The organism is Pseudodonghicola flavimaris, assembly GCF_030164425.1.
Taxonomy (GTDB): Bacteria; Pseudomonadota; Alphaproteobacteria; order Rhodobacterales; family Rhodobacteraceae; genus Pseudodonghicola; species Pseudodonghicola flavimaris.
Map to the genome: position 1 here is coordinate 51,919 of NZ_JASNJD010000010.1, position 12,606 is coordinate 64,524.

A 12,606-nucleotide genomic window follows, 5' to 3' on the forward strand; every position below is an offset into this window, starting at 1 on the left:
CGGTCAGAGGGACAGTTCTTTGTGATCCTGGCGTTTCAGCCAGGCGAGATAGGTGGGCGCCACCCGGCGCACCAGCGCGTGCAGCGGGAAGGGATGCGGATCGGATACCGGCAAGGCGAGCTCCTCCTCGGGAACCCCGGTCACCGCCCGGGCCAGTTCACGCCCCAGAGAGGTGCCGAGCGCCACACCGCGCCCGTTGCAGCCGATCCAGGCCCAGCCGTTTTCACCCAGCCGGTGTACCCGCGGGAAGCGGTCCCAGTTCATGCCGATGAAGCCCGACCAGACATGGGTCATGGTCGGCACTCCCAGGTCGGGAAACGCCTCGGCCAGATTGCGGGCGGCCTTCTGGCGCACCCGGTTGGCGACATTGAAATTGCCCATCACCGCGCCGCCGGTGATCAGCCGGTTGCGGGCGTCGTAGCGGAAGAAGCGCAGATCGCCGCGGGTATCCGACACCGCCTGCCGACCCGGCAGAATCTTGGTGCGCAGGTTGTCGCTGACGGGTTCGGTCGACATCTGCCAGCTCAGCACCGGCACCACGGAATGGGCGATCCGGGGGGCGAGCCGCGACGCGAGTTCCCCGGTATAGGCGTTGGTGGCCAGGATCAGGGCGCGAGCCTTCAGCGTCCCCTCCGCCGTGCGGATCACCCATTGCGCGCCCTCCCGGGCGAAGCCGACGACCGGCGATTGCTCATGGATCACTGCGCCCAGCCCCTCGGCGGCGCGGGCCATCTCGCGGGCCAGCGCCAGCGGGTTCACATGGCCGCCGGTGGGGTTGTACATGCCGCCGTACCAGAAATCGGTACCGAGGATTTCGGCGGTCTCCCTGGCGTCCTTCAGGACCGCCGGAAAGCCGAACCGCTGCCAGGCATCGACCCGCTTTTGCGACAGTTTCACCCGACCCGGGCTGTGCGCCGGCTGGAACCAGCCCGCCTGCTCGGCCTCGGCCTGCATGCCGAATTCGCGCACCAGATCGAACAGAACGGTGCCGGAATGGCCGATCAGCTTGACCATCCGCTCACCGGCCCCGCCGTAGCGGCTGACCCAGACGTCGGGCTCGGCGCTGGTCAGGATCGGGATTACCTGGCCGTTGTTGCGCCCCGAGGCGCCCCAGCCGGCGGCCTTGCCCTCCAGTACCGTCACCGCATGGCCGCGTTTCGCCGCCTCGATCGCCGCGGACAGGCCGGTGAAACCGGCACCGATCACCGCCACATCGGTTTCTTCGGTGCCCTTGAGCGGCGCGGTGACCGTGCGCTCCGGCGCCGTGGCGGCCCAGATGGATTTGGGGAAGTCGACAGACCCGGTCATCCCGCGGCTCCTTCTTCTGTCGCAACCGCGGCCTCATGCGGCAGCCAGAACCAGCGCAGCGCCTCTTCCTCGTCGGGCAGCGCCTGCGGCTCCGGACAGGGCAGACGGCGGGCGGCGGCGATCAGCGCCTGCGCCTCGGCCAGGCAGCTGTCGAAAGCGGGCGGCACCGCCCCGTCCGGTTGGCCTTCGGACCAGAGCGCCGACAGGCAGTCGGGCGGCGCGTCCTCGACCGGCGGGCGCGCCCGCCAGACGCCTTGGTCCAGATCCAGCGCGTAATGCGGCAACAGCTCCAGCCCGTGGTCGGCGACAAAGCGGATGGCGGCGGCGATGCGGTCGACATCCTCCTCATCGAAGAACCAGTTCACCCCCAGCCGGGCCCAGCCGGGCCGGAAGGCAGTATGACCCTCATGCACCGCCGCCTCGTGCCGGCTGCTGGTGCTGCTGTCGATCTGCAAGAGCGCATGGCCGTAGGGGCCGGCGCAGGAACAGCCGCCGCGCGCCTGGATGCCGAAAAGGTCGTTCAGCAGGGCCACGACGTAATTGTGATGCAGATAGCGATCCTTCACCCGGATGTTGAAGGAGAAGATACCCAGACGCGGGACGTTGCGCGGCCCCAGAAGCTCCACCCCCGGGATCGCGCGCAGCGCCTCTTCCATCCGCCGGGTCAGCGTGGTTTCGCGCGCCTCGACCCGGGCATCGTCCATGTCCCGCTTGAGCTGCATCACCATACCGGCGCGGATATTGTCGACGATGGCGGGGGTGCCGCCCTCTTCGCGGTGCTCGGGGTCACAGACATAGGCGTGGCCCTCCGCCGTGACATAGGACACCGTGCCGCCGCCCACCAGCGTCGGCCGGGCACCGGCGAAGAGGCCGCGATCGGCCACCAGCACGCCGGAGGCTCCCGGCCCGCCGGGGTATTTATGCGGCGACATCACCGCGGCATCGATCCGGTCGCCGGCGCCCGGCGCGGTCTCGGCCAGGCGGATCGGCACATAGGGGGCGGCGGCGGCGAAATCGGCGATGCAGAGCCCGCCATGCGCATGCATCAGGCGCGCGATGGCACGCAGATCGGTCAGCACGCCGGTGACGTTGGACGCGGCGGAAAAAGCGCCGATCTTCAGCGCCGCCCCCTGGTGCCGGTCCAGCGCGCCTTCCAGCGTCTCCAGGCAGATCGAGCCGCCCTCGTTCAGCGGCACCCGCACCACCGTGGCGCCGCTCTCGCGCCAGGGAAGATCGTTGGAGTGATGCTCATAGGGGCCGACGAAAACCACCGCGCCCTGCCCCAGGCCCATCATCGCCAGCGCCCGCACCAGCTTGTCCACCGCGCCGGTGGCCCCGGCGCCGGTGAAGATTACCGCGTGATCGTCATCCGCGCCGACCGCCGTACGCACCGCCTCGCGCGCCATCTCCCGCAGCTGGGTGGTGCGCCGGCCGCAAAACGAGGTCTCGGTATGGGTGTTGCCGTAATAGGGCAGCACATGGGTGCGGATCGCATCCTCGATGAACGACAGCGACCGCCCGGACGCGACATAATCCGCATAGATCAGCGCCCGCGGCCCGAAGGGACCGGGAATAGCGCTGCCCTCGCCGATCAGAGCGCGGCGGATATCTTTGAATTCCAGTGACATTTACAAAACCTCAGGCGGCATCCGGGCGAAACGACGGGGGCGTCCAGTCGCGGCCGGGGATGGAAGACAACAAGTTCCGGGTATAGGGGTGCTGCGGGCTGGCGAAGATCTCGGCCGTCAGCCCGTGTTCGACGATCTCGCCCTTCTGCATGACGATGATCCGGTCGCAGAGCTGGGCCGCCACCCGCAGGTCGTGGGTGACGAAGAGCAACGACAGGTTCAGCCGGTCGCGCAGATCGGCAAGCAGCTTCAGCACCTGCGCCTGCACCGAGACGTCGAGCGCCGAGACCGGTTCATCAGCGACGATTACCTTCGGCTCCAGCGCCAGCGCCCGGGCGATGCCGATCCGCTGCCGCTGCCCGCCCGAGAACTCATGCGGGAACCGGTTGGCGGCGGCCGGCGACAGTTCGACCAGCTCCAGCAGGCGGCGGGCGTCGGCGCGGGCCTTGTCGGGATCGACGCCATGGACGATCGGGCCCTGGGCGATCAGATCGACCACCCGCTTGCGCGGGTTGAGCGAGGCCATCGGGTCCTGGAACACCATCTGGATATGCTTGCGCATGGCCCGCAGCTCCGCCGGCGAACAGGCCAGCAGGTCCTTGCCGTCCATCTCCACCTTGCCGGCGTCGCATTCCAGCAGCCGGGTGACGATACGCGACACCGTGGTCTTGCCCGAGCCGGATTCCCCCACCACGCCCAGGGTTTCGCCCTGATGCAGCTGAAAAGTCAGATCCTTGACGGCGGTGACCGCCTTGCGCTTGCCCGACAGCAGCCCGCCGCGGGCGGCGAAGGTCTTCTTCAGCCCGGTGCCCTTCAGCACCACCGGCGCCTTGGTCACCGGCTTGACCGGCGGCGGCGTCAGCGCCGGCACCGCACCGATCAGCGCACGGGTATAGGCATGCTGCGGGTTGTTCAGCACCTCTTTCGCCGGCCCCTGTTCGACCATTTCACCCCGGCACAGGACCGCAACCTTGTCGGCGATCTCTGCCACCACGCCGAAGTCGTGGGTGATGAAGAGGACGCCGGCGCCCTCCTGTTCCTGCAGCTCGCGGATCAGCTTGAGGATCTGCAGCTGCGTGGTCACGTCGAGCGCGGTGGTCGGCTCGTCGGCGATGATCAGCTTCGGCGACAGCGACAGCGCCTGGGCGATCATCACCCGCTGCCGCTGACCGCCCGAGATCTGGTGCGGATAGGCGTTATAGGCCGAGGCGGGATCGGGGATGTGCACCCGTGTCAGCATCTCGATGGCGCGCGCCTTGCGCTCGGCCTTGTTCATCTTCGTGTGCAGCCGCAGCACCTCGTCCAGCTGCCAGCCCACGGTCTTCTGCGGGTTGAGCGCGGTCATCGGCTCCTGGAAGATCATGGCGATATCCTCGCCCCGGATGCCACGCATCTCGGTCTCGGTCTTGGCCAGCAGTTCGTCGCCCATGAAGCGGATCGCACCGCCGGCGACATGCACGTGGGGTTCCGGCAACAGCCGCATGATGGCGCCCGCGCACAGCGACTTGCCAGACCCGGATTCGCCGACCAAGCAGACGATCTCGCCCGGGTTGATGGTCAGGTCGAGCCCTTCGAGCGCAAAGGGCCGGTCGGCGCCCTTGGGCAGGGCGATCTTGAGGTCGCGGATTTGCAGGATGGGAGGCGTATCTGTCATTGTTTCTTCTGCCTCGGGTTCAGCGCGTCGTTCAGCCCTTCGCCGAGGAGCGAGAAGGACAGCACGGTCAGGACGATGGCGATGCCGGGAATGACGGCGCAATAGGGGGCGGAGCGCAGCACAGCGCGGCCCTGGCCGATCATGTTGCCCCAGCTGGCGTAGTTGGGATCCCCCAGCGCCAGGAAGGCCAGCGCGCTTTCCAGCAGGATCGAAAGCGCCATGATCACCGAGGCATAGACCACGATGGGCGGCAGCGCGTTGGGCAGGATTTCCTTGAAGATGATCGCGGTGTTCGACACCCCGAGGTTGCGCGCCGCATCGACGAATTCACGCCCCCTCAGCGACATGAACTCGGCCCGGACCATGCGCGCCGGCGCGGTCCAACTGACGATACCGATGGCCAGCGTGATCCATTCGATCTTCGATCCCAGGATTGCCACCAGCGTCAGCAGCAGCACGAAGTTCGGGATGGTCTGGAACGCCTCGGTCACCCGCATCAGCACGTCATCGACCCAGCCGCCGAAATAGCCGGCAAGCGCGCCGATGACGACGCCGATGGCGATGGCGACCAGGGTCGCAACCACCCCGATCAGAAGCGAGATGCGGGCACCGTAGAACACGCCCGACAGCACGTCGCGGCCCAGCTGATCGGTGCCCAGGGGTGTCGACCAGTCGGTGAAGGGCGGCGTCAGCGGCACGCCGGCACGGCGCAGCGGATCGTCGGGATCGACGATGCCCGCGGTCAGCGCCATCAGCACCACCAGAACGAAGATCGCCAGTCCCAGGAGGGCGGCCCGGTTGCGCCGGTAACGGCGCCAGAACACCACCAGGCGGGGCGGTTCGGCGGGGGAAAGATCGGTGTCGAGCGAGGTCATGCGAGTTCGATCCGGCTGTCGAGACGTGCATAGAGCAGGTCAGTGAGGAAGTTGACGACGACGACGATCAGGGCACAGAGGAAGATGATGCCCATCAGTGTGTTCATGTCGCGCTGCACGACGGCCTGATAGGCGAGCTGCCCCAGCCCCGGCAGGGTGAAGATGGTCTCGACCACGACGGAGCCGCCGAGCACGGTGGAAAACTGCAGCCCCAGCAGCGTCACCACCGGCAAGAGCGCGTTGCGCATGATGTGGTGGATCATCAGCCGCATCTCCCCTGCCCCCTTGGCGCGCGCGGTGCGGACATAGTCGAGATCGGCCACCTCCAGAACGGAGGCCCGCATCAACCGCAGGTAGAAGGAGAGATAGATCAGCGACAGCGCCGCCGTCGGCATGATCAGGTGCTTGGCGACGTCGATGACATGATCCCAGCCGGTATAGAAACCGGCGATGGTCTTGATGCCGCCAACCGGCAGCCAGCCCAGCTTGACCGAAAACAGCAGCATCATCATCAGCGACAGGAAGAAGGACGGCGTGGCGTAGAACACCAGCCCCAGTACCGAAATCAGGTTGTCGGTGGCGGAATAGGCCCGCCGTGCGGCGATGGCGCCCAGTGCGGTGCCAACGGTGAAGGCAATCGACAGCGAGGTCGCCATCAGCAGAAGCGTGGTGCCGAGCCGGTCCATCAGAACGGTGGAAACCGGTTGCTCGTAAACGAAGGACCAGCCGAAATCGAAGGTGGCGAGCTTGGTCATATAGCGCCAGAGCTGCACCCAGACGGGCTGGTCCAGCCCGTATTCGGCGCGCAGCCGGGCGATGAAGTCGGCATCGGCGCCGCCCATGTCGCCGACCAGCGCATCGACGGTATCGCCCGGCGCCAGCTTCAGCAGCAGGAAGGTGCCGATCATGATCAGGATGACCACCGGTACCGCCTGCAGCAGGCGGCGCAGCGCGTAGATCAGAATCGGGGGAAAGGGAAATCTCATGTCGCGGTCCTTCGCGGTGCGGGCGGGCACCCTGCGGCGCCCGCCCGTCGGATCAGGTTACTGTTCGATCCAGAGGTCGTACCAGCTCGAAGAGTTCCACCGCGGGGTGTTGTGGTGGTTGTGGAGTTTCTTCGAGGTGACCGAGATGAAGGGATGCTCGATGGCGAAGATCACCGGCAGTTCTTCCATCGCCTTGGCCTGGATGGTGTGATACATCTCGGCGCGTTTGGCCGGGTCCAGCTCAGAGGCGGCATCGTCGATCATCTGGTCGATTTCCGCGTCTTTCCAGCCGAACTGGTTGGTCCACGGGGTGCCTTCCGGCTGGCCCGAACGCAGCCAGACCATGGTGGAAACCGCCGGGTCCGAGCGGAACTGGTGCCAGCCGTTGGCGGTATCGAAATCGTGGTCGCGATAGACGCCTTTCAGGAAGCCCGGCGCGTCGTTGGTCAGAATCTCGACATCGATGCCGATTTCTTTCATCGCCTGGGCGTAATACTCAGCCCAGAGCTGGGTGTATTCGCCCCAGGGCGCCGGACGGTGCCGCAGGTGGAAGCGATAGCCGTCGTCCTTCACCGGATAGCCGGCTTCGTCCAGCATCTTCTTGGCCAGTTCGGGATCATAGGCATAGGTCGGCACCTGATCGGTGTAGTTGGCGCCGCCCGCGGTCGGGATCGGGCCGCGGCCCGGCTTGGCATAGCCGCGCATGATCGTCTTGATCGCGTAGTCGATGTCCAGCCCGTGGTACATCGCCTGACGGACCTTCAGATCGGCCAGGATCGGGTTACGGTGGTTGAACTCGACAGTGGAGTGGGCAACGTTGTTCTCATAGCCCATGGTGCCGACGTCGAACCGGTCGTCCTTCGACAGACGCTCGATATCGGCCATGGAAATCCCGATGAAGCCGGATTCCTGCACCTCACCCGATTCAAGGGCGGCGGCGGCTGCCGATTTGTCGTTGATGAAGCGCCACACGATCCGGTCCAGATAGGGGTAGCCCTCACGCCAGTAATCGTCGTTCTTCACCGCCATGACATATTGGCCGCGCTGATACTCGACGAACTTGAACGGCCCGGTGCCGACCGGGGCGGTGTTGTACTTGTTCTTCAGGATGTCGGTGCCTTCATAGAGATGCTTGGGCACCGGATGGCCGAGGTCGGGCATGGCCGCGAGGAACAGATCCATCGGCATCGGCTTGGAGTAGTTGAAGACAGCGGTGTGCGGATCGGGACAATCGACCGACTCCAGGTTCGCCTGCAGCGCCGAGGAATAGTTCAGCAGCTTCTTCCACAGCTCCATGGCGCTGAAGGCCACGTCGTCGCAGGTGAAGGGTTTGCCATCGTGCCAGTTCACCCCTTCGCGCAGTTTCAGGGTGATGTGCAGGCCATCGTCCGAGGAGGACCAGTCGGTCGCCAGCACCGGCTCATAGCCCTCGTAGCTCTTGTCGATCAGCGGCTCCATGATCTTGCCGGTGATGTAATAGACCCCGGTGGAGGCGCGCAGACCGGGGTTCAGGATGCGCTGCTCCCCCTTCATCTGCACCACCACGGTGCCGCCTTTCTGCACCTCTTCCGCCTGGGCAACGGCGGACGCGGTGGTAAGCGCCCCCGCTGCAGCCAGGGCAAGGCCCAGAGATCTGAAATAGGATGTCATGTTGCTTAGCTCCCAGTCGGTTCGGCCCGTCTCGGGCCCGGTTTCTCGTTACCCGGCCAAACCTGCGCCTCTGAGGCATATGCCGTCAATATAAATCTTCAAACAAATTCCCAATTTTGAGACAGAAGTTGGAAAAAATATCTATGGCATGTTCAAACCTTGGGATACATATTAAAACATGAAGACAAACGCAGGGGAGAGTCCACTTGTCCAGAACCGTTTGGATTACCGGTGCAGGATCCGGGATCGGGGCCGCGATGGCGCACGCCTTCGCCGGGGCCGGCTATGATGTCGCGCTGACCGCGCGGTCGCGCGACAGCCTGGAAGAGGTCGCCGCGTCGCTTGAGGGGGCCCGGGCGCTGATCCTGCCCGGCGATGTCACCGACCGCCCCGGCATGGCCGCCGCCGCCGAAGAGGTCGCCGCCTGGGGCGGTGGGTTGCAGGTGCTGTGCAACAACGCCGGGCTCAACATCCCCAAGCGCAGCTGGGCCGAGCTCGACTGGGACAGCTGGGACCGGGTAATCGACGTCAACATCACCGGCGCGCTGAACGTGATCGCCGCCTGCCTGCCGGTGATGCGGGCGCAGCAGGACGGCATCATGATCCACACCTCCAGCTGGGCCGGGCGCTATCACTCCGCCGTCGGCGGCGTGGTCTACGGCGCCTCGAAACACGCGCTCTCCGACATCTCCTCCAGCCTCAACGATCAGGAGGGGGTGAATGGCATCCGCTCCACCGCACTCTGCCCGGCCGAGGTGGCGACGCCGCTGCTGACCCGGCGGCCCGGCTTCGACCCGGCGCTGATGGCCGCGATGATCCAGCCCGAGGATATGGCCCAGACCGCGCTCTATGTCGCCGGGATGTCCCCCGGCGTCGCTGTTCATGAAATCGTACTGGCGCCAGTGCGCCGCTGAGCCCTGCTCACCCCCAAGGAGACATCACATGACACATCCCGTCAAAGGTATCGATCACTGCTTCGCACTTGTTAATGATCTCGATGATGCCGCCGAACAATATGCCGCGCTCGGCTTCACGCTGTCGCCGCGCGGCACCCATTCCGAGGCCAAGGGCACGGCCAATTACACCATCATGTTCCCGCAGGATTACTTTGAACTGCTGGGCATCCTGAAGCCGACCGAGCTGAACGCCGCGCGCCGCGCCACGCTGGAAACCACCGGCCAGGGCCTGCTGGCGATCGCCTGCCGGATCGACGATGCCGCCGCCGCCGCGAAGGCGCTGACCGATCTGGGGATCGCCACCGAGGGGCTGAACAGCTTCGCCCGGCCGGTGCCCCTGCCCGACGGCAGCGAGGGCGAAGCGGCCTTTTCCACCATCTCCTATGTCGCCAGCGAAGTGCCGCGCGGCATCGTCTTCATGTGCCAGCACAAGACCCGCGAAACCGTCTGGATCCCCGAGCTTCTGACCCACGCCAACACCGCCCGCGGGCTGAGCGCGATCCTGGCGCTCTCCGACACGCCGGAGCAGGATGCGGCTGGCTTCGCCCGGCTCTGGGCGGCGGGCAGCGTCCACACCGAGGACGGGGTATCGACCGTCACCACCGGCGAGAATTCCGCACCGCTGAAACTGGTCACCCCCGCGGCGATGGCCGCCGCATACCCCGGCGCCGATCTGGCCGCCACCGCCCAGGGCGCCTTCACCGTGCTGCAGATCAAGGTCGCCGACATGGCCGCGGCTGAGGCCTGCCTGACCAAGGCCGGGATCACACCGATCAGCACTGCCGCCGGGCTCGCCGCCGGCCCGGAACACGCCGCCGGCGTCATCGTGGAATTCGTTCCCGCATGACCGATCCCAAGCCCCGCAAGACCGGCTCGAAACCAGCCGAGAGCATCACCTTCGACGAGATCGACCAGCGCATTCTGGATATGTTGCAGCAGGACAGCGACACCCCGGTGCAGGCGATATCGGAGGCGGTGGGCCTGTCGGCCAACCCCTGCTGGCGCCGCATCAAGCGGATGGAAGAGGCCGGGCTGATCAAGGGCCGCGTCGCCCTGGTGGACCAGACCCGGGCGAATGTACCACTGACCGTCTTCATCGGCGTCAGCACCTCGCGGCACGAGATCGACTGGCTGAAACGGTTCCGCGCCCTGATCGACGAGATCCCCGAGGTGCTCGAAGCCTACCGGCTGACCGGAACGGTGGATTACATCCTCAAGGTGGCGGTGCCGGACATGGCCTCTTACGACGCGGTCTACAAGCGGATGATCGAGCGGCTGGAATTCAGTCAGGTCAACTCGATGATCTCGATGGAGGAACTGAAGTTCACCACCGCGATCCCGACGAAATACCTGTAACGTCCGGGATCATGGCCCCGGGCGGCGCGTGCGTCCGCCCGGGGCCGGAACACGCCCCGATCAGGCGCCGGCAGAAGTGAGCTGCCCCATCTCCTCGGCGCTCAGGCGCAGCGTCGCGGCGCGGGCGAAGCTCTCGACCTGGGCGACGCTGGTGGCGCTGGCAATCGGCGCCGTCACCCCGGGCCGGGCCATCACCCAGGCCAGCGCGACCTCTGCCGGCCTGGCACCATGCGTCGCCGCCACCGCCTCCAGCGCGTCCAGAAGCGCCATGCCCCTGGGGTTCATGTAACTGTGCAGCCGATGCGCCCGGGCGCGGCCCTCCAGATCGGCCTCGCTGCGGTACTTGCCGCTGAGAAAGCCGGAGGCGAGGCTGAAATAGGTCACCACGGCGATGTCGTTGTCGATGCAGAAATCGGCCAGCGCGCCTTCGAACCCGGCCCGGTCATAGAGGTTATATTCCGGTTGCAGCACCTGATAGGCCGGCAGCCCCTCGCGCTCGGAGACCTCCAGCGCGGCGCCCAGCATCTCCGCATCATAGTTGGAAGCGCCGATCGCCCGAATCTTGCCGGCCTTCAGCAGCTTGTCATAGGCGCCCAAGGTTTCGGCATGGGTGACGGAGGCATCCGGGGTATGGGAGAAATAAAGATCGATGGTCTCGATCCCCAGCCGGGCCAGGGAATTGTCGACGGCCTTCAGGATCCAGGCCTCAGACAGGCCCTTCTCCTCCGGCCCCAGCTCGAACCCGACCTTGGTGAACAGCGTGATCCGGTCGCGCATGCCGGGGCGGGCGGCCAGCCATTTGCCCAGCACGCTTTCCGATTCACCGCCCTTATGGCCGGGGGCCCAGGCGGAATAGACATCCGCGGTATCGATCGCGTTGAAACCGTGATCGACGAAGGCGTCGAGAATGCGGAAGCTCTCCGCCTCATCCGCGGTCCAGCCGAAGACGTTGCCGCCAAAGACGATCGGCGCCGTTTTCAGCCCGGTCTTGCCGAGTTGCCTCATCTCCATTTCGATTCTCCTTGCCTTTCAAAGCCTTGTCCCGGCGACCTTTGCATATGTCCCGGAACCGTCCGGGCAAGACATGCAGCCCGCGCCGCCGAAGGCAAGCCCGCAGGCCGAAATCCACCCCCGGTGCCCTGCCCCTTGCCCGCCAATGCGGCACCCGCCCCCGGACCTCCCGGTCGAAGTTTCAGTCGATGTTTCCATCCCCGGCGGGTTCGGTCGGGGCGCTGTCGCGTGCCAGCCGCAAGAAAGCCTCCGCCGCCGGCGACAGATCGTGGCGCGCCCGGATGTATTGCAGGAACCGGCGGCGGCTGGCCGGCCCGTCGAAGGACAGGAACCTGAGCCCGAAGACGCCGGAGAAAAGGCCGGCATAGGCCGGCGCCACGGTGACGAAATCCTCCGTCCCGATCAGTGCCATGGCGCTCATCAGCCCCAGCACCCGCATGTCCTGCGCCCCCGGCATGCTGCGGGTGCCCAGAAGCGCGCGATGCAGCACCTCGCTGAAATCGTCCGAGTAATTGATCCAGCGCGACTGTTCGAGATCCTCCAGCGCCGGACGGCACCCGGAAACGGCCAGCCGCGATCCCGCCGAGACCACCAGCCGCATCGGCACCTCCCAGAGGAATTCCGCCGAGACGCCGTTGATCAGCGGCCGTTCCGGCCCGATGCCGATTTCCGCATCGCCGCGGGCCACCACCTCGATCACCCCATCGCCGGCGCTTTCCAGCACCGTGACCTCGACATCCGGGTACAGCGCGCGAAACCGCCCCAGAACAGGTGGCAGCCAGCAACAGCCCAGCATCTGCGGCACCGCCAGCCGGAGATGCCCGCGCTGCAGAGACCGCAGATCGGCGGCGGAATCGTCGATGTTCTGCAGATCCGACAGCACCCGCATCACCGTCGGCCGGATTTGGGTGCCGAATTCGGTCAGCCGCGCGCCACGCCCGGTGCGCACGAACAACGGTACCTTCAGCTCTTCCTCGAACTGGCGGATCAGCATGCTGACGGCGGATTGCGTCAGGTTCAGACGCTCCGCCGCGCCAGTGAAGCTGGCAGCATCCGCCACCGCCCGAAAGGCCCGCAACTGGCGCAGAGAGACAGGCATCAGAAAACCTTATGAGAGATTAAATTCATTTCGTTTGTATTATTTTACGCGGAGCCGGACAATCGTTTCAAAGACCAACAGGG

Annotated in this window: 11 protein-coding genes; 3 read left to right on the forward strand and 8 right to left on the reverse strand. The window is 66.1% G+C overall.

Going from position 1 to position 12,606, the window contains the following annotated elements; translation table 11 throughout:
- Positions 1 to 3: 3 nt before the first annotated feature.
- The 6 genes from QO033_RS14185 to QO033_RS14210 are packed head-to-tail and all read right to left on the reverse strand — an operon-like array spanning position 4 to position 8,101.
- On the reverse strand, positions 4 to 1,308 hold the full coding sequence (locus tag QO033_RS14185; protein ID WP_284481635.1) for an NAD(P)/FAD-dependent oxidoreductase: 1,305 nt from the start codon (positions 1,306 to 1,308) through the stop codon (positions 4 to 6).
- A complete protein-coding gene (locus QO033_RS14190) occupies positions 1,305 to 2,936 on the reverse strand; it encodes an aminotransferase class V-fold PLP-dependent enzyme (protein ID WP_284481636.1) in 1,632 nt (543 codons plus the stop codon). Before QO033_RS14190 ends, QO033_RS14185 begins: the two co-directional genes overlap by 4 nt.
- A 10-nt stretch (positions 2,937 to 2,946) precedes the next feature.
- The gene (locus QO033_RS14195; protein ID WP_284481637.1) at positions 2,947 to 4,590 is read right to left on the reverse strand and encodes an ABC transporter ATP-binding protein; all 1,644 of its coding nucleotides are present in this window, start codon (positions 4,588 to 4,590) and stop codon (positions 2,947 to 2,949) included.
- Entirely contained in the window at positions 4,587 to 5,465 is an 879-nt protein-coding gene (locus QO033_RS14200) for an ABC transporter permease (protein WP_284481638.1), read from the reverse strand. Before QO033_RS14200 ends, QO033_RS14195 begins: the two co-directional genes overlap by 4 nt.
- Positions 5,462 to 6,451 carry an ABC transporter permease gene (locus QO033_RS14205; RefSeq protein ID WP_284481639.1) on the reverse strand — a complete coding sequence of 330 codons (990 nt, stop codon included), beginning with the start codon at positions 6,449 to 6,451 and terminating at the stop codon, positions 5,462 to 5,464. The genes QO033_RS14200 and QO033_RS14205 overlap by 4 nt, the downstream gene beginning before the upstream one ends.
- A 57-nt stretch (positions 6,452 to 6,508) precedes the next feature.
- Positions 6,509 to 8,101 carry an ABC transporter substrate-binding protein gene (locus tag QO033_RS14210; RefSeq protein WP_284481640.1) on the reverse strand — a complete coding sequence of 531 codons (1,593 nt, stop codon included), beginning with the start codon at positions 8,099 to 8,101 and terminating at the stop codon, positions 6,509 to 6,511.
- Between the two features lie 206 nt (positions 8,102 to 8,307).
- On the opposite strand from QO033_RS14210, the gene QO033_RS14215 reads away from it, so the two are divergent.
- The 3 genes from QO033_RS14215 to QO033_RS14225 are packed head-to-tail and all read left to right on the forward strand — an operon-like array spanning position 8,308 to position 10,413.
- Positions 8,308 to 9,015 carry an SDR family oxidoreductase gene (locus QO033_RS14215; RefSeq protein ID WP_284481641.1) on the forward strand — a complete coding sequence of 236 codons (708 nt, stop codon included), beginning with the start codon at positions 8,308 to 8,310 and terminating at the stop codon, positions 9,013 to 9,015.
- Positions 9,016 to 9,043: 28 nt separating this feature from the next.
- Complete coding sequence (locus QO033_RS14220; protein ID WP_284481642.1) at positions 9,044 to 9,904, forward strand: VOC family protein; 861 nt, start codon at positions 9,044 to 9,046, stop codon at positions 9,902 to 9,904.
- Positions 9,901 to 10,413, forward strand: coding sequence for an Lrp/AsnC family transcriptional regulator (locus QO033_RS14225; protein WP_284481643.1), 513 nt, complete (start codon positions 9,901 to 9,903; stop codon positions 10,411 to 10,413). The genes QO033_RS14220 and QO033_RS14225 overlap by 4 nt, the downstream gene beginning before the upstream one ends.
- Before the next feature lie 60 nt (positions 10,414 to 10,473).
- On the opposite strand, the gene QO033_RS14230 is transcribed toward QO033_RS14225, so the two are convergent.
- Together QO033_RS14230 and QO033_RS14235 are read right to left on the reverse strand one after the other, a co-directional pair.
- On the reverse strand, positions 10,474 to 11,424 hold the full coding sequence (locus tag QO033_RS14230) for an aldo/keto reductase (RefSeq protein WP_284481644.1): 951 nt from the start codon (positions 11,422 to 11,424) through the stop codon (positions 10,474 to 10,476).
- Positions 11,425 to 11,605: 181 nt separating this feature from the next.
- Positions 11,606 to 12,523 carry a LysR family transcriptional regulator gene (locus QO033_RS14235; protein ID WP_284481645.1) on the reverse strand — a complete coding sequence of 306 codons (918 nt, stop codon included), beginning with the start codon at positions 12,521 to 12,523 and terminating at the stop codon, positions 11,606 to 11,608.
- Between the last annotated feature and the right edge of the window lie 83 nt (positions 12,524 to 12,606).

Coding starts and splice junctions, on each gene's coding strand:
- QO033_RS14230 (WP_284481644.1), bottom strand. CDS start 11,424: ATGGAGATGAGGCAACTCGGCAAGACCGGGCTGAAAACGGCGCCGATC.
- QO033_RS14220 (WP_284481642.1), top strand. CDS start 9,044: ATGACACATCCCGTCAAAGGTATCGATCACTGCTTCGCACTTGTTAAT.
- QO033_RS14205 (WP_284481639.1), bottom strand. CDS start 6,451: ATGAGATTTCCCTTTCCCCCGATTCTGATCTACGCGCTGCGCCGCCTG.
- QO033_RS14210 (WP_284481640.1), bottom strand. CDS start 8,101: ATGACATCCTATTTCAGATCTCTGGGCCTTGCCCTGGCTGCAGCGGGG.
- QO033_RS14185 (WP_284481635.1), bottom strand. CDS start 1,308: ATGACCGGGTCTGTCGACTTCCCCAAATCCATCTGGGCCGCCACGGCG.
- QO033_RS14195 (WP_284481637.1), bottom strand. CDS start 4,590: ATGACAGATACGCCTCCCATCCTGCAAATCCGCGACCTCAAGATCGCC.
- QO033_RS14190 (WP_284481636.1), bottom strand. CDS start 2,936: ATGTCACTGGAATTCAAAGATATCCGCCGCGCTCTGATCGGCGAGGGC.
- QO033_RS14225 (WP_284481643.1), top strand. CDS start 9,901: ATGACCGATCCCAAGCCCCGCAAGACCGGCTCGAAACCAGCCGAGAGC.
- QO033_RS14235 (WP_284481645.1), bottom strand. CDS start 12,523: ATGCCTGTCTCTCTGCGCCAGTTGCGGGCCTTTCGGGCGGTGGCGGAT.
- QO033_RS14200 (WP_284481638.1), bottom strand. CDS start 5,465: ATGACCTCGCTCGACACCGATCTTTCCCCCGCCGAACCGCCCCGCCTG.